Origin of the sequence: Streptomyces sp. NPDC048255 (assembly GCF_040652415.1) — a bacterium.
Classification (GTDB): domain Bacteria; phylum Actinomycetota; class Actinomycetes; order Streptomycetales; family Streptomycetaceae; genus Streptomyces.
Window position 1 is genome coordinate 1 of the sequence record NZ_JBEZMA010000059.1, and the last position, 16,460, is coordinate 16,460.

Here is a 16,460-nt window from a genome sequence, read left to right on the forward strand (position 1 = left end):
GCCGCCGCCCCGCTCGCGGTCCACCACCGGGTCCCCCCACCCCCCCCCCCCCCCGGCGGCGCGGGGCCCGGGGGGGGGCCGGGGGGGGGGGGGCCCGGGGGGGCCCCCCGCGCCGCGTCCCCGTGCGCCGCGTCCCGCTGCGCGTCGTCCCCCGGCGCCTCGTCCCCCGGCGCGCCGTCCCCCTCCCGTACGACCCCTGATCCGAGGACTCCGCATGACCGTCACCGAACAGCCCGCCGCCACCCGGCAGGTGCTCCCCGCCGAGGAGCGGTACGCCGCCGAACTGGCCTTCCTCGCCGCCCAGGACCCCGGCCCCCGGCCGCCGGGCTGGGCCCTGACCCCCCGCGCCGTCGTCACCTTCGTCTGCGGCAGCGACGGCGCCGAGCTCGCCCTGCCCGGACGCCGTACCGCGGGCCTGCCGGCCAAACTGGCCATCGCCCCCAAGTTCGTAGGCGAACGCGCCCTGGTGGAACGCTGCGTGGTCACGCTCGCCGGAGAACGCGGCCTGCTGCTCACCGGCGAACCCGGCACCGCCAAGTCGATGCTGTCCGAGCTGCTGGCCGCCGCCGTCAGCGGCACCAGCGCCCTCACCGTCCAGGGCACGGCCGGCACCACGGAGGACGCCTTCCGCTACGGCTGGAACTACGCCCTGCTGCTCGCCCAGGGCCCCACCCCGCAGGCCTTGGTCGACTCCCCGGTGCTCTCCGCGATGCGGACCGGACGGGTGGTCCGAGTCGAGGAGATCACCCGCTGCCTGCCCGAGGTACAGGACGCGCTGGTGTCGATCCTGTCCGACCGGCGGATCAGCGTGCCCGAACTGACCGCCACCGAGGACGCGCTGGTCTCCGCGGTACCCGGCTTCACCGTCATCGCCACCGCCAACCTGCGCGACCGCGGCGTCTCCGAGATGTCCGCCGCGCTCAAGAGGCGCTTCAACTTCGAGACCGTCGCCCCGATCGCCGACGCGGACGCCGAAGCCACCCTGATCCGCCGCCAGGCGGTCGCCGCCGTCCAGCGCGCGGGCGCCGCCTTCGGCGTGGACGACGCCGTGCTCGACGCGCTCGTCACCGTCTTCCGGGACCTGCGCTCGGGCCGCTCCGCCGAGGGCTGGGACGTGGAACGCCCCGGTACGGTCATGTCCACCGCGGAAGCCGTCCAGGTGGCGGCCTCGCTGGGGGTCTCGGCCGCGTACCTGCCGGGCGGGGACGTCCTGGACCTGCTGCCGGGGCACCTGCTGGGTGTCGTACGCAAGGACGACCCGGCCGACCACGGACGGCTGCTGGGCTACTGGGACGGCCCGGTCCGCCGCCGCGCCGAGGACGGCTCGCCCATGTGGCGCCGCCTCTGGGACCTCCGCGGGAGCCTGCGTTGACCCCGCCGAAGTCACCCCTTGCGGCGCCGGCCGTGCCGGATCCGCTGTCCGCCGCGCCCGTGCACCCCGTCGAGCCCGTGTACGCCGACGCGGCCGGGTCGCCGTCCGGCGTAGCCGTTGTGCCGGTGGCCGGCGCGGGCGGCGTGTCCGGCCAGCCTGGCGCGCCGGATCGGCTGTCTGCCGGGCCGGTGCATCCCGCCGAGCCCGTGTGCGCCGACGTGGCCGTGCACCCTGACGCGGCCGGGTTGCCGTCCGGCGTAGCTGCTGTGTCGGTGTCGGTGTCGATGTCGGGCGCGGGCGGCGTGTCTGGCGGGCCTGGTGCGCCGGATCGGCTGTCTGCCGAGCCCGAGCATCCCGCCGAGCCCGTGTGCGCCGATGTGGCCGCGTACGCCGACGCGGCGGGGCACCTTGACGGGGTCGGGCTGCCGCCCGCCGTAGCCGTTGTGCCGGTGGCCGGGGCGGGCGGCGGCGTGTCCGGGGTCATCGATCCGCGTGACGCGGTCGACGCGCTCGCCGCTTCCCGTGAGCCGTACCTGCTGGGGGTGCGCCACCACAGTCCCGCGCTGGCCGCGATGGTGCCGGACCTGCTGGACGCGTCGGGGGCCGACGTGGTCTGCGTCGAGCTGCCGGCCGACTTCCAGCCGTGGCTCGAACACCTCGCCGACCCGGAGACCTTCGCCCCCGTCGCCCTCGCGGGGACGGGCCAGGGCGGTCGCCTGGCCTTCTACCCGTTCGCGGACTTCTCCCCGGAGCTGGCCGCGATCCGCTGGGCCCGCCGCCGCGGCGCGACCGTCGTCTGCTGCGACCTCCCCCTGGCCTCCCCGGGCTGGACCCCCGCCGGCCGGCCGGCCCCGGACCGGGCAGCCGTCCCCCCGGCCCGCTCCTACGCGGACGCCCTCGCCGCCGCCGGTACCGGGCGCGACGGGGACGACCTGTGGGACCGCGCAGTGGAAGTCCTTGCACCCGGCTGCGCCCCGGAAGCCGTGCGCCGCGCAGCACTCGGCGTCGGCTGGGCGCTGCGCGAGGACGCCGACGTCCCGTCCGTGGACCTCGCCCGCGAGGCCCGCATGCGCGAGGTGATCGCGGCCCAGGCCGGTCAGGGCCGCCGGGTGGCCGCCGTCATCGGAGCCTTCCACGCCCCGGCCCTCCTGACCCGCGCCGAGCCGGCCGCGGCCGAACCCGCGGGGCCGCGGGGAGCCGTCGACGCGGCGGGCCCGGACACCGCTCCCGCGGAGGCGGCCCCCGCGGGCCCGACCCCGAACACCGGGTGTACGGGAGCTGGTGGCGCGGGCCGGCCGGGGGATCAGAGCGCGGACCGGCCCGGGGGCCAGGGCGCGGGCCGGCCTGGGGATCAGGGCGCGGACCGGCCCGGGGGCCGAGGCGCGGACCGGCCCGGAGACGGGCCCGTGACCTCGCTCGTGCCGTACTCCTACGATCTGCTCGACTCCCGCTCCGGCTACCCCGCCGGGATCCGCGACCCCCTCTGGCAGCAGGCCGTCCTGCACGCCGGCGGAAACCCCGAGCGCGTCCGCGAGGCGGCCTCCGTCGCCGTCACCGGGCTCTGTCGCGAGCTGCGCCGCGCCGGGCACACCGCGGGCACCGGCGAGGCCGCCGAGACCCTCCGCCTCGCCTGCGACCTGGCCGTCCTGCGCGGGCTCCCCACACCCGGCCGCGGGGAGCTCCTCGAGGCCGTCACCACCGTCCTCGGCCAGGGCGAACCGCTGGGCCGAGGCCGGGCGCTCGCCCAGGCCCTGGAGGCCGTGTTCGTCGGCACAGCCCGCGGGCGGATCACCCCGCACGCGCCCCGCTCCGGCCTCGGCCCCTCCGTCGAGGCCGAGCTCGCCGAACTGCGGCTGCCGTCCCCCGAGGACCCGGCCCCGCGCGAGATCCGCCTCGACCCGCTCCGCTCCCCGCTCGACGGCCGCCGCGAGGTCCTCCTCCAGCGGCTCCTCGTCTGCGGAGCCTCCTACGGCGAGCCCCTCACCGTCTCCGCCACCGGCGAGGGCGCCGCTCTGGGCACCAAGTGGCGGCTGACCTGGACGCCTTCGGTCCCGGCCCGCCTGGACCTCGCCGGTGTCCGCGGCGTCACCGCCGCCCAGGCCGCCGCCGGAACCCTGCGCGACACCGCGCGCCGCGCCGCCGCGGAGGGCGGGCCGACCCCGGCCGGGATCCTGGCCGGGCTGGCCGCGGCCGCGCGGTGCGATCTGCCCGAGCTGGTCGGCGTACGCCTCCACGAGGCGGCCACCGCCCTGCCGCAGACCGCGACGCTGCCCGAACTCCTCGACGCCCTCGACCTCCTGGAGGCACTGCGCCGCGGGCACCTCCCGGGCACCTCCGCCGCGTCCCGGGCCACCGCCACCGCGCTCACCGCCGACCTGCTCGAAGCGGCCGTACGCTCCCTGCCCGGCCTCTCCGGGAGCGAGGACCCCGCCGACGCTGCGGCCCTCGTGGCGCTCACCGACCGGGCCGCCGTCCACCACCTCGGCGTGCGCCTGGACGAGGCCCTGGCCGAACTGGCCGCCACCGCGTCCCCGTTGATGCAGGGCGCCGCGTCGGCCGTACGGGTCCTCCTCGACCTCGACCCGGCCGCCGCGCTCGGCGACCGGGTCGCCGGCTGGCTCGACGGCGCGGGCGGCCCCGGCGGAAGGCGGGCGCTGACCCGCCGCCTCAGCGGGCTCCTGACCGCCGCCGGACCGCTCCTGCAGTCCTCTCCGGACGCCCTCACCCCGCTCCTCGACCGGGTGGAAAACCTCGCCGACCAGGAGTTCCTGGACCGGCTCCCGGCCCTGCGCGGCGGATTCGACGTCCTCGCCCCGGCCGCCCGCGACCGGCTGCTGGACACGGTCGCCGAGCGTCTCGGCGACCGGCCCGACCTCACCCTCGACGCATCGCCCGCCCTGCTCGCCCTCTGGGCCGCCGCCGACGCCGCAGGACTTGCCGCGCTGAAGTCCCTGCCGCTGCCCGCGACGGAGCCGCCGGCTCCGCGTACGGCACAGCCGGCGTCCACCGCCCCGCCGGGCGCCCCCGCCCCCGCCCCCGCCCCCGCTCCCGTCGCCGAGGACGGCCCCCGGATCGCACCCGCCGACCGCTGGCGGCTGCTCCTCGGCCGCGAGCGCGACCGGCTCCCCGCCGGAGCCCGCCGCTACGCGCACGCGCTGGACGAGCTCTACGGCGCCGGCCGCGGCGAGGGCTCCGGCGACATCGGCGGCGGCAGCGGCAGCGGCCGGGGTGGCCAGGAGGCCTCGTTCCCCACCGCCCGGGAGTGGTCCGAAGAGCTGGAATCGCTGTTCGGCGCGGACGTACGCGAAGAGGTGCTCGCCGGAGCGGCCGAAGCGGGCCGCACCGACGTACTGGCCCAGCTCGACCCGGCGTCCGTACGGCCCTCCGTGGAACTGCTGAGCTCCGTGCTGTCGCTCGCCGGCGGCATGCCCGAAGCGCAGCTGGCCCGCCTGCGCCCGCTGGTCAGGCGTCTGGTCGACGAACTCGCCAAGGAGCTGGCCACGAGGCTGCGCCCGGCCCTGTCCGGCCTCGCCACCCCGCGCCCCACCCGCCGCCCCGGCGGCAAGCTCGACCTGGCCCGGACCCTGCGCGCCAACCTGGCCCACACCCGGCGCGGCGCCGACGGCAGCGTGGTCGTCGTCCCCGAGCGGCCCGTCTTCAGCACCCGGGCGAGCCGCGAGGCCGACTGGCGGCTGATCCTGGTCGTGGACGTCTCCGGCTCGATGGAGGCCTCCGTCATCTGGTCGGCCCTCACCGCGGCCGTACTGGGCGGCGTACCGACCCTGTCCACGCACTTCCTCGCCTTCTCCACCCAGGTCGTGGACCTCACCGACCGGGTCGATGACCCGCTGTCGCTGCTCCTGGAGGTCCGGGTGGGCGGCGGAACGCACATCGCCGCCGGGCTCGCGCACGCCCGCTCCCTGATCACCGTGCCGAGCCGCACGCTCGTCGTCGTGGTCAGCGACTTCGAGGAGGGCGCCCCGCTCGGGGGACTCCTCGGCGAAGTCCGCGCGCTCGCCGCCTCCGGCGCCCAACTGCTGGGCTGCGCCGCACTCGACGACGCGGGCACGCCCCGCTACTCGGTCCCCGTCGCGCGGCAACTCGTCGCGGCGGGCATGCCCGTGGCCGCCCTCAGTCCCCTCGCCCTCGCCCGCTGGGTGGGCGACCGCCTCCGTGGAGAGTCCCGTTGAGCACCGAACTGCCGCCCGTTGCACCCGAGGTGCTCGCCGAAGCCGTCGAGAACCTCACCGCCCGCCTGCGCAAGAAGCTGGACGCCGCCATCGCCGGCTGCGCGGCGGGCGCCACCGCCGAAGCGGACGGCAGCACCACCGTCCGCTTCGGCGAGGACGCCCTGGTCACGCTGCGGCCCGGTCCCACGGGTGCGGTCACCTCGGCCGGACAGGCACTGTGCAGCTGCCTGCTGGCGCCGCGCTGCCTGCACCGGGCCGCCGTCCTGGGGGCGGCCCCGCTCGCCGACCCGGTGCAGCCGCCCGTACCGCCGGAGCCGGCGGCGGCCGGGCCAGCACAGGCATCGGAGCCCGCGGAACCGGTGGCGACGCAGCCCGTCACCGCGGGCCGGCCCCTTACCGAGGCTCAGCCCCTCATCGAGACCCAGGCCCTCACCGGGGGCCGGCCTGTCACCGAGGCCCAGCCCCTCACCGAGACTCAGCCCCTCACCGCGGCCCAGCTCCGCGCCGCTGCCGCGCTCTGGCGGGCCGCCGCCGAGGCCCTCGCCGCGGGCGTCACGGCCGGCGGCGCCGTCGTCCAGGCCGAGTTGCTGCGGGCCGCGCACACCGCCCGCCTCGCGGGGATGCCGCGCGCCGAGGCGGCCGCCCTGCGGGTCGTACGGGGCCTGCGCGGCGCGCGGGAACGCCAGGCGGCCCACCGGCTCGCCGACCTCACCGGGGCCTTCCGCGAACTCCTGCACACCGCCGCACTGCTGGCCTCCGGCTCCACCGAACCGGCACTCACCGGCACCACCCGCCGCGCCTACGCACCGGGCGGCAGCCTGCGCGTGTACGGCCTGTGCCGCGAGCCCGTCCTGTCCGCCACGGGGTACGGGGGAGTGGTCACCCACCTGCTCGCCCAGGACGACACCCGGTACTCGGTCTCCGACGTGCGCCCCGGCGGCCTCGCCCGCGCCCGGGGCGCCGGCACCGCCTCCGTCGCCCTCGGCGGCGCCACCCTCGACCACGCCGGGCTCGCCCGCGGCGGCCTGCGCATCGCCGGGGCCACCGTCTCCGCGGAGGGCCGGCTCGGCGCCGGACGAGGGGTCAAGGCCACCCCCCTGCCCGGCATCCGCTGGACCGAGGAACCGGCGGCGGCCCTCTTCGCCCGCCCGGCGGCCGAGGCCGTCGCCCACCGGCTGGCCGACGAGGAAGGCGCCGAACCCGCGCTGCTCGGCTGTGAGGTCACGGTCGTCGGCGCCTCGGGCGACCACCTCCTGGTCCGCGAGACACGCCAGGACGCGCCCCTGCTCCGGCTGCTGCCCGCGCACCCCCACCCGGAGCTCGCGCACACGGAGAACCTGCGCCGCCTCGCCAAGTACCCGGGCCTGCGGCTGCGGGTCCTGGGCCGCCCCGACCTCGACCGCGCCGCCACGCTGCGCCCGCTCGCGGTCGGCCCGGCCCCCGGCGCGCAGTACACCCTGCGGCTCCCCGAGGAGTGGCTGGGCCGCGCCGACCTCGGCTACGACCGCCTCCAGGGCAGCCACTTCCCGCCCCCGACCGAGGCCCCGGCCTGCGAAGCCGCCCCCGAGGCCGCTCCTGACGCGCTGGCCGACTCCCCGCTGTGGCGGGTACGCCGCCTGCTGGAGACGGGGGTCGCGGGGGGCCGCCGGGCGGTCGCCGAGGCCGCCCGCGACGCCGCGTCCCGGGCCCCGTACGGCCCGCTGCGCCGGGCCGGTCTCACCGCGGCGGCGGAACTGGCGGAGGCCCTCGCCGCCGAGGCCGACCGCCGCCCGCGCGACGCCTTCGGCCGCCTGGCCGACCCCGCTCCCGACGCCTACGCCCGGGCCTGGCTGGCCGCGGCCACCTACCTCAGGGCGGCGGAACGCTCCTTGGTCGCCGCCTCCTGGGAACCGTCCCCGGCCACCCCCTGAGGGGTGGCCGGGCGATCTCCGCGAGGCTCCGCCGGCTGTGGGCCGGTCCGCCGGACCGGAGGCAGCGGGCCGAAGTCCGCCCTCACGTCCGGCGCTTACCCATCCGGGTGATCACGTCCGCGCCGGCGTTCGAGGCCGGCGGCAAGGACCAGCCCGCCCCATTTCTACCGACTGCGTCCCGCTCTACCGACTGCGTCCAGATCTGAGCCCGCAACGAGTGGCCCAGTCGCCGGCCGGCATGAGCCGCTCGCCGCCGGCCCGCACGACGACAAGCCTGTCGCCCTCGCAATCGATGCGATCACCGGCGGCCAGGAAGAGCGGCCTCGACAGCTCGAAGGCATGGCCGTCGTCGGTCTCTAGGTCCTCCACCAGTACCAACCGCGAGGCCGGCGTGGTTCCGTCAGCTACCAGTCGCATGCCGAGATGATCCCACGCAGCCCGATCACATCGGAATGACTCGCCTAGTGCTCTGACCACATAGGTTCGCCGGGTTGATCAGCCGAGACAGGGCCAGCGGTCTTGGGTAGCCTCGCCCCGTGGTGGATCAGGAGCAGTACGTCCGGTATCGGGAAGACTCGAAGGTGCTGGCAGCGATCGGGGAGCATGTTGATACCCAGGTCGGCCGGGTCACCGTGCGGCTGCCCAGGGCCGTGGCCGAGGCCGCGGTGGATGCGTGGGAGCGTGACGAGCCGGGTGGACTCGCTCCCGAGTCCCATGAGCAGTACATGTTGCGGGACCAGGCCGCGGAGCTGGCGTTCATCGGCCTGGCGATCTCGCAGCACGGCCGCTGGGAGGGCGAGGAGGTCGTGATCGACCTCGATGTCGCCTCCGCTGGGGCGGCCTTGAGGGCGTCGCAGTAGTCAGGCCGGCGGTGCAGCGCACGGGTCCGGACCTGCTGCAGCCGTTGCCCCTCCTGACCGGTGAGTCTGCGGACTTTGACCGGCTCTGCCACCACGCCTCCACACACCGAACTGGATGTTTCGTCACATCCAACCGGCACTGGGCCCGCCATCGGGAGCCGCAACCCGGTGAACCTATGCGGTCAGAGCACTAGCGTGCGGCGAGCCGCTCCAGCAGGGCGGCGCTCCGCGCCAGCAACGCCCGCTCCTCATCAGTGAGTTCGGCCTCGATGGCCTGCGCGAGCCAGCCGGCCCTGCGGCCGCGCTCCGCTTCGAGCGCGGCCCGGCCCGCGTCCGACAGCTCGACCAGCGACTTGCGGCCGTCCGTGGGGTGCGCCCGGCGCGTGATCAGGTCCTGTTCCATGAGCAGCCCCACCGCCCGGGCCATCGACTGGGGACGTACGCGCTGATCGGCGGCGAGGTCGCTGGTGGTCATGGCGCCGTTGCGGTCGAGTGCACCGAGCACGGCGGCCTGGCCCAGCGGGATGTGGTCCTCGTGTTTGACGCGTCGGGTGAGCTTGCCCATGGCGGTGCGCAGTTCGGCGGCGATGGCGGCGGCTTCCGGGGTGGGCATAGGGCACTTTACCCCGTTGGTCAGCAAAGCTGTGCACCTGACCTGCACAGCAATGCTGTACAGCAAAACTGCGCAGCATTGCTGTAGGGTTTGGTGTTGTCGGGCTCAGCGCCAGCGTTGTCGCAGCCAGGGCCACGGCATACGACAACGGGAAGGAACTCCCATGTCCGCAAAGGCAGCCGGAACCGTCGACGCCACCATCGAGACCGTCACCGCCCGCCGGATCATCGACAGCCGGGGCAACCCCACGGTCGAGGTCGACGTCGTCCTGGCGGACGGGTCCCTGGGGCGCGCGGCCGTCCCCTCCGGCGCCTCCACCGGTGCCCGGGAGGCCGTGGAACTGCGCGACGGAGACGCCGCGCGCTGGCACGGCAAGGGCGTCGACCGCGCGGTGGCCCACGTCAACGGGGAGATCGCGGCGTCCGTGCGCGGCCGCGACGCGGCGGACCAGACGGGTCTCGACGCCGCGCTGGTCGCCCTCGACGGCACCGCCACGAAGTCTCGGCTCGGCGCCAACGCGATCCTCGGCGTCTCCCTCGCCGCCGCCAAGGCCGCCGCGGCGGCCCACCGCCAGCCCCTCTACCGCTACCTCGGCGGCGCCGACGCCCACCTCCTGCCGCTGCCGATGATGAACATCGTCAACGGCGGCGCCCACGCCGACAATCCGCTGGATTTCCAGGAGTTCATGATCGCGCCGGTGGGCGCGGACACCTTCGCCGAAGCCGTCCGCATGGGCAGCGAGGTCTTCCACACCCTGCGCCGCGATCTGCTGGCCGCCGGGCACTCCACGGGCGTCGGCGACGAGGGCGGCTTCGCGCCGGCGCTGCGTACCGCTGAGGAGGCGCTCGACTTCGTGATGACCGCCATCGAGCGCACCGGCTACCGCCCCGGCACGGACATCGGACTGGTCATGGACCCGGCGTCGTCGGAGTTCTTCCGCGACGGGGTGTACGACTACGCGGGCGAGGGGGTGCGCCGCACCCCCTCCGAGCACACCGACTACCTGGCCAAGCTCATCGACGCCTACCCGGTCGTCTCCATCGAGGACCCGATGGCGGAGAACGACCTGGACGGCTGGCGCGAGCTGACCGCCCGCGTCGGCGACCGCTGTCAGCTCACCGGCGACGACGTGTTCTGCACCAACGAGACGCTGCTGCGCGAGGGCATCCGCACCGGTGTCGGCAACTCGGTCCTGGTCAAGGTCAATCAGATCGGGACCCTGACCGAGGCGCTGGCCGCGGTGGCCACGGCCCACCAGGCTGGCTGGACGGCTGTCATGTCGCACCGCTCGGGCGAGACGGAGGACACCACCATCGCGGATCTGGCGGTGGCGACCGGCTGCGGTCAGATCAAGACCGGCTCGCTCTCCCGCTCCGACCGCACGGCGAAGTACAACCAACTGATCCGGATCGAGGAGGAGTTGGGCGACTCGGCGCGCTTCGCGGGCCGCTCCGCCCTGCGTCGGGCGTGAACAGCGGGCAGAGGTAGAGAACACGCGGGCCCCCGACCACGATCGGGGGCCCGCCGAGGTGCCCGGCGAGGTGGTAGGTGGGAGTGCCGCCCTGATCCTTCATCCCCCTGCGGGCCGAGGGTCCGACGGCGAGCAACAGCTTGGCGTAACCCGCGTAGTTCGCCTCGTTGTCCCCGGCGCGCGGCATCTTCGTCCAGCCGCTTCCCGCCTTGAGGCGGTTGCGGACGTAGTTGGCGTCGGCCGTAGCCACCGTCTCCATCCAGATGGCCTGGGAGACCGGGACGTCGTCCGGCGTAAGGATCTCGGCCCGGCCGGTGAACAGGACGTTGTGGCTGCCCCCGCCGCCGGGAACGCGTCAGCGCAGCGCGGCCGTGACCAGCCCGCGGACCGCATGGGCCGCCACGCTGCCGACATTCGACCGAGGCGGGTGGTGACAGTCGCTGCGTCACTGTTCCCAGTAGTCACGCTGTGGCAGCTCGACCCATACATCCGGCGGCCCCGCGACGGCGCGCCCATCGGTCAGCCGCAGTCCGGCGAACGCACACGAGTAGGCCACTGCGCTGTGCCGGTAGAGGTATGAGGCCAGGACTTCCTCGGGACTGTCGCCCAGGTCCGGCCCGCCGCCCGGGTGGAGGTCCCAGCCTTCGATGCTGCCGTTACGGGCGATCCTGCCCTGATTGCCGCTCTTGGGGTTGGCGTAGAGCCCGTAGCAGACGGTTCCATTGGACAGGCGGGTCAAAACACCCGGCATCGACGGCGCGTAGCCCCACGGCTGGGTGACGACGCAACCACCCCGCACGGTGGTCACGCCCACGATCTGCAGGCTCCCGTCGAAGTTGTACGCCCAGGGCTCTTCGAGTAGTTGCTCCAGCGCTTCGCCGCCCGCTGGGGTTGCCTCCAGGCGACGTATCGCTTCCTCCGCATCGATCCCGGCCACGCACGCAAGCCCCGTGCCCTCGTAGTGGAGGTCTGCCAGCGCGGCGACGAGTCGTCTGCCAGCCCGTGCGGCCGTTCGTTCCACCAGGCTCAATCCGGTCTTTCCTTCAGGTACCTCGAACAGGTCGGGTGTCGGTCCGGCCAAGCTGAGCCGCCCCGGTGACCAGCCCCCGATGAGGGGTCTCCAGGGATCCGCTCCGGCAGCGGCGAGGGCCCGCGCGTTGTCCGGCCGGTCGGACCAGACGGCTTCCCACAAGGCGGTCGTCCCGTTCTCCAGCGCGTCCACGTCCAGGACCCGCCGAGCCAGCTCGGTGACCACGTGCGGTGACCCCCAGACAGCCGCCCGGTGCAAGGGCCGCCCTCCGCTCCACGCCTCCGGATCGGCACCCCCGTCGAGGCGCCGCGTCATGCCGTCGTGGTCTGCCCAGCTCTCCCAGCCCATGCCTGCCCAGCCATCATTGCGACCCGTCACTGGTCCCCCCGAGGTGAATCCGGCCGGCTCCTGTCACCGCCCCGTACGCGCAGCATCACAGACGGGTCTGACACGCGGCCCTGCGTCAGCCAGCGGTTGTCCTGGGCCGCAACTTCGCCGACGACGCGGGGACGGAGTACTTCATCTCCCACCCCGAGTGGGACCGGCACGGGCCCCTGGCCACCTTTGACGGGCACCACGCCGGCCCCGGGCTGTCCTGGCGCGAACTCACCCACATCGCCGGTACGGCTGACCTGGATGCTCCCGGAGTCCACGCACCGTACGCACGCCTGCTGCTCCTCCTGCCCACGCTCGGCGACGCCGACCTCCCCGACGAGGCGGCCGAACTCCTCGCCGGCGTGCTCACCCAAGCCGGCGTACCAGCTGCTGAAGCCCCGCGACCACCCCCTGTGGGAGCCGGCTTCATGGGCGATGCCCGGCGTCTCCCCGCTCTCCGGCAGCCGGGCCCACTACCCCGGCATCCTGCACTGCGACGACCCCAGCAGCCCTCGGTGCGGCAGCCATCTCGCCCAAGGCATCACCCGACACCAGAGCGACCGCCTTGCCCGAGCACTGGGCACCTTGCCCGCCACATGAACCCACACGCCCATGGCGGCCGGTCAGGTTCTCACAGCCCTTGCGCGACCTGAAGTCGCTTGATCTGCCGCAGAACGGGCTCCTCGGAGAGACGGGGGTACGGCTCCGGCCCCAGTCCCACCATGTCGGTTTGACTCGGCGACCCCATCGCAGAGGACGGACGGCAGCGGAGCCGACTCAGGGCCTTCGCCGGTCAGTGGCACCGAATGCTCAGCCCTACGCTTGTGCTGCTGACCGTTGGCTCATGAACTGCTTCGCTGCCTCGACCGCTTCCCGGTTCAGTTCCTCGAAGGTGACACCCCAGCTCGCCTCCCAGCCCTCCAGGTTGTGCGAGCAGTGGACAAGTGGTTCCAGCTCTTCCGGATAGCCGAGCTCCTCGGCGATTTCTGCCCAGATGAGGTGAGTGCCCGTGGCGGGATCCAGGGATCCGTCGGCGATCTGACCGGCGACCCAGTAGGCCATTGCCCACATTGCGGCCCGCCGGTCAGCGGGCGGGTGGAAGAGCAGGCCCAGCTCCTCCAGCACCTGGTCGAAGAGGGCGGCAGCTTCGGGCTCTTCGCTCCGGAGGAGGCCGGCCAGCATCGCGAGCGAGGGGCTCTCAACCCCGGCAATCAACGCGTCCAGCCCTGCCTGGATGAGCCGGTCCGACCCGACGTGCCTATCGAACGCCCTCGCGCGCGCGATGTGGCTGAGCTGCTTGAGGGCGTCGTCGCGGGTCATCGGAGTCTTCTCGGTCGGCGTCTGGGAGAAGAAGGCTCGCACACCCGCCGAGGCTGCTGCATCGTGATTCTCTTCGAGCGACCGCGCTGACAGGGGGTCCCGCCTGCCCTGCCTGCTGGAGGGCGGGCCGCGCAGGTTCCGCCCGCGTACGGGCTCGTCGGAACCTGCGGACCACCACGGCCGCGCCGGCGGCGACGAGCGCGGCACCGAGGCTGCCGAGGAATTCCGGCAGCGCGGCATAAATGATCTCAGTCATCGCACCACCCGGGCGGCGATGGCACGTTCACTGTGCCGGCGGCCGAGCCGCCTGAGCTTGCGCCGCACACGATCGCCAAGGGCAGCTGGCTCCGGTGCACATACGGATGCCGCAGCCTCTGCCCATGTGATGCCGTCGGTCTGCATCCAGGCGAGTGCGACCGCGGTCTCATCCGGTCGTAAGTCCCGCAGCACCGTCACGATCCGCTGGTCGGTCAGCTCGGTTGCCAGAAAATCTGGCTCTGAGAGTCGTTTGTCGCTGATCAGGTCCCCCAGCGTGAGTCCACTTGCCACGCGAGTGTCGAGCAGTTGCAGGCGCCGCCCGCGGACCTTGCGCTCCCAGAGGGGTTGTTGCTGCTGATGGAAGGTGGCAGCCTCCCGCTTCAGCGTTCGGAGCAGGTCGACCACGGTCGTCCTTCCGTCCAGGTAGTCGTGGAAGCAGTCCTGCATCAGAGCCATCGAGACGGCTTCACGCCACTCCGGGTCGGTCTTGGTGATCCCCAGGCACCAGTGCGCGAAGGCATCGACCTCCGGGGTGTCGCCACGGATCGCCCCGATGCGCGCGTGGAGTGTCCACAACAGCGCGCGAGCTTCGTCGCGGTCGGCAGGCGCCATGACAATGGGGAAGCACGCGACAAGGTGGCCGTCGCCGCTCCACGTCACCGTCGCGGGTGTGATGCGTGCCCGGGGATGCGCGGCGGACAGCACGCCAGTGGGACATGCCACGCGCCGATCGCTATGGGGCCTGGTCGACCAGGATGCGGCAAACTCCGTCAGCCAAGGAAGCGCGGCTACTGCGTGGGCGCGTGTCCAGGCTGGGGCATCAATCACCCGGTAGCTACCCAGACCGAGGCGGACCAAGGCCAGCAACTCATTCGGTCGGACGTAGAACATCCTCCACTCCAACACGGGCTCTTCGAGCAAGGCGTAGCCCATCTCGTGATCGGCAACGTGACGGATGCGTTGAGACGGGCGGAGGTCCCTGTCACGGCGGAAGGGCTGGGCGAGGTGAAACGGGAGGTGGCGGACAGTCATAGCGGGGGCGGTCATGAACGAGTTCTCCTCACGGGTGTTGTTTGCCTCTACCCCTAGGCCCGGCAGCGCTTGCGAACGGCAACAAATCCCGGAACGCGTTCTGTGATGCCCGTCACATCGGATGGCTCTCCTTGTCCGGCGCGGCAAAAGGGGACATGGCAGAGGGTCAGGCACCGTGTTCCGACCGTGAGGAGAGACGCCCCGTCACGACGCTCGATCCCTCCGCCGTCCCCGTCGTCCCCGAAGCCCCGGCGTTCACCGTCGACCAGCTCACCCCGCAGGACTGCGCCGCCGTCTCCGCGTTCCTGGCCGCCCGCCTGCGCGAGCTGACCGACAGCGGCCAGGCCGCCGCTTCCGCAGCCTGGCGGCAACTGCACCGGGGGCGCTCACCATCAGCTACGACTTGTCCGGTCGGTCATGAGCGGAGCCAGATGACCGACGCGGCTGCTGTGGCCACTCCGGCCTCAGCCCTGGTTCGCGGCTGCCGGCCTCTGGCCGACGGCGTAGGCCGTCTGTACGAATCCTGCGCCAAGGGCGCGGGTCTCGCGGTGGGCGAGGTCGATGTCGTGGTCCAGGTGGCCGAACAGGGGAATGCCCGCTCCCAGAAGGACCGGGGCGGTGGTGATGATGAGTTCGTCGAGCATGCCTTCGCGCAGGAACGTCTGGACCATCTGTCCCCCGTCCACATACACGTTCTTCGCGCCCTCGGCGGTCAGGCTTTCCAGGAGTGCGTCCAGGCTGCGGTGGACGGTGACGTTCGCGTCCTCCGTCGTCAGTTGGGTGCTCAACACAGCCACGCGCTTGCCTGCGTAGGGCCAGAAGCCGAAGGTGAGGATCTTCTCGTAGGTGTTGCGGCCCATCACCAGTGTGTCGATGCCGGCCATGAACGCCTCGTACCCCATGTCACCGGCCTGCGCGCCGCGCTCGTTGAGCCAGTCGATGTCACCATCCGGGCGGGCGATGAACCCGTCCAGGCTCGTACCCATGTAGACCAGGGTGCGAAAGGCGCGCTCAGGGGTTTCGGGAGCGATGGAAGTAGTCATGACGGTCTGGCTCCTTGCTGAAGAACGGGAAACGGAGGTCACGGGGCGAGGCGATGGGGGGCGAGAACGGCTTCCAGGGAGGCGCGCTGTCGTTCACCGAGAGTGCCCTGTCGGTCGACCGCTCACAGCACGGCGGCGCCCGTCGTCGCGGCCTGCACCGTCGCGGCCAGGGCGGTGGTGTCGGTGTCCTGGAGATCCTGCGGGAGCCGAACGCGGCCGGTGCCCGCTACGTCCCTGACAAGGTGCCGACGCTGTTTCGTGCCGACCCGGCGCCAGGGCTACGTCGACGAGGCCGCGGCCAAGGGCGATGTTATCGCGAGGGGATGCTGCGTGAGGCGGACATCTGCCTGGTCAGCTACCACCACCAACTGTCGGCGACGGCCAGGTTCGGCTCCGGCATCCTGTCCTTCTCCGACGGGCAGCCGGTTCCCGGTGAGGGGCAAGCCGATCACCCGGCGGCGCCTCTCCACCCGTAGTAGCCACTTTTTTGTGGGTACTTGGCGGTGTTCGGCAACGGGGTGATCCTGATGAAGGGCGGCCGGAGAGCCACCGGATCCGGGTGAGAGGTGGGGTGATGGTGCGCTGCGTCAGGAGGCCGACTGGGCGTCGGTGAACTTCTGCAGCTTCTGCAAGCGGCGGTGGCCCCAGTCGGAGACGGGAGCCAGTGCCTCGGAGAGTTCCCGGCCGAACGCGGTCAGGGAGTAGAAGGTCTTCAGTGGAAGTGTGTCGTGCACCTCCCGGTGTACCAGTCCGTCGGTTTCCATTTCGCGCAGCGCCTGGGTCAGCACCTTCTCGCTGAGGCCCGGCAGCCGCCGGCGCAGTTCGCCGGGGCGGTGCGGGCCGGATTCCAACAGCCAGAGCAGAGTGGTCTTCCACTTCCCGTCGATCACAGCGATCGCGGCGGTTACCCCGCAGACATCTGGGTCCTGAGCACGACTGCGCGTCATTTTCCGCCCCATTCATTTCAATTTGCCGATATACCTACG

Annotated in this window: 13 protein-coding genes; 6 read left to right on the forward strand and 7 right to left on the reverse strand. The window is 73.3% G+C overall.

The window, feature by feature from the left end:
• Window positions 1–214 precede the first annotated feature (214 nt).
• The 3 genes from AB0D94_RS31140 (at window position 215) to AB0D94_RS31150 (ending at window position 7,472) form a co-directional block, all read left to right on the forward strand.
• Window positions 215–1,372, forward strand: coding sequence for an AAA family ATPase (locus tag AB0D94_RS31140; RefSeq protein WP_362058699.1), 1,158 nt, complete (start codon window positions 215–217; stop codon window positions 1,370–1,372).
• Window positions 1,373–1,842: 470 nt separating this feature from the next.
• A complete protein-coding gene (locus AB0D94_RS31145; protein ID WP_362058823.1) occupies window positions 1,843–5,562 on the forward strand; it encodes a DUF5682 family protein in 3,720 nt (1,239 codons plus the stop codon).
• On the forward strand, window positions 5,559–7,472 hold the full coding sequence (locus AB0D94_RS31150; protein WP_362058702.1) for a hypothetical protein: 1,914 nt from the start codon (window positions 5,559–5,561) through the stop codon (window positions 7,470–7,472). Before AB0D94_RS31145 ends, AB0D94_RS31150 begins: the two co-directional genes overlap by 4 nt.
• Window positions 7,473–7,655: 183 nt before the next feature.
• On the opposite strand, the gene AB0D94_RS31155 is transcribed toward AB0D94_RS31150, so the two are convergent.
• Window positions 7,656–7,889: a hypothetical protein gene (locus tag AB0D94_RS31155; RefSeq protein ID WP_362058705.1), complete on the reverse strand. Its 234-nt coding sequence runs from the start codon at window positions 7,887–7,889 to the stop codon at window positions 7,656–7,658.
• Between the two features lie 119 nt (window positions 7,890–8,008).
• On the opposite strand from AB0D94_RS31155, the gene AB0D94_RS31160 reads away from it, so the two are divergent.
• A complete protein-coding gene (locus tag AB0D94_RS31160; RefSeq protein ID WP_362058708.1) occupies window positions 8,009–8,332 on the forward strand; it encodes a hypothetical protein in 324 nt (107 codons plus the stop codon).
• Window positions 8,333–8,522: 190 nt separating this feature from the next.
• Here the strand turns inward: AB0D94_RS31160 and AB0D94_RS31165 are convergent, their stop codons facing one another.
• Entirely contained in the window at window positions 8,523–8,945 is a 423-nt protein-coding gene (locus tag AB0D94_RS31165) for a MarR family transcriptional regulator (protein WP_362058711.1), read from the reverse strand.
• 163 nt (window positions 8,946–9,108) lie between these two features.
• Here AB0D94_RS31165 and eno point away from each other — a divergent pair, with 163 nt between their 5' ends.
• Window positions 9,109–10,416: a phosphopyruvate hydratase gene (eno, locus tag AB0D94_RS31170; RefSeq protein WP_362058714.1), complete on the forward strand. Its 1,308-nt coding sequence runs from the start codon at window positions 9,109–9,111 to the stop codon at window positions 10,414–10,416.
• A gap of 445 nt (window positions 10,417–10,861) precedes the next feature.
• Here the strand turns inward: eno and AB0D94_RS31175 are convergent, their stop codons facing one another.
• From AB0D94_RS31175 to AB0D94_RS31190, 4 genes are all read right to left on the reverse strand, one after another.
• Complete coding sequence (locus AB0D94_RS31175) at window positions 10,862–11,824, reverse strand: DUF6461 domain-containing protein (protein ID WP_362058717.1); 963 nt, start codon at window positions 11,822–11,824, stop codon at window positions 10,862–10,864.
• Between the two features lie 813 nt (window positions 11,825–12,637).
• On the reverse strand, window positions 12,638–13,141 hold the full coding sequence (locus tag AB0D94_RS31180) for a hypothetical protein (protein WP_362058720.1): 504 nt from the start codon (window positions 13,139–13,141) through the stop codon (window positions 12,638–12,640).
• 252 nt (window positions 13,142–13,393) lie between these two features.
• The gene (locus tag AB0D94_RS31185) at window positions 13,394–14,446 is read right to left on the reverse strand and encodes a hypothetical protein (RefSeq protein ID WP_362058723.1); all 1,053 of its coding nucleotides are present in this window, start codon (window positions 14,444–14,446) and stop codon (window positions 13,394–13,396) included.
• A gap of 449 nt (window positions 14,447–14,895) precedes the next feature.
• A complete protein-coding gene (locus AB0D94_RS31190; protein WP_362058726.1) occupies window positions 14,896–15,474 on the reverse strand; it encodes a dihydrofolate reductase family protein in 579 nt (192 codons plus the stop codon).
• A gap of 14 nt (window positions 15,475–15,488) precedes the next feature.
• Between AB0D94_RS31190 and AB0D94_RS31195 the strand changes: the two genes are divergently transcribed.
• Window positions 15,489–15,950 (forward strand): hypothetical protein, encoded by a 462-nt coding sequence (locus tag AB0D94_RS31195; protein WP_362058729.1) that lies wholly within the window; start codon window positions 15,489–15,491, stop codon window positions 15,948–15,950.
• Window positions 15,951–16,061: 111 nt separating this feature from the next.
• On the opposite strand, the gene AB0D94_RS31200 is transcribed toward AB0D94_RS31195, so the two are convergent.
• On the reverse strand, window positions 16,062–16,421 hold the full coding sequence (locus tag AB0D94_RS31200; protein ID WP_362058732.1) for a helix-turn-helix domain-containing protein: 360 nt from the start codon (window positions 16,419–16,421) through the stop codon (window positions 16,062–16,064).
• Between the last annotated feature and the right edge of the window lie 39 nt (window positions 16,422–16,460).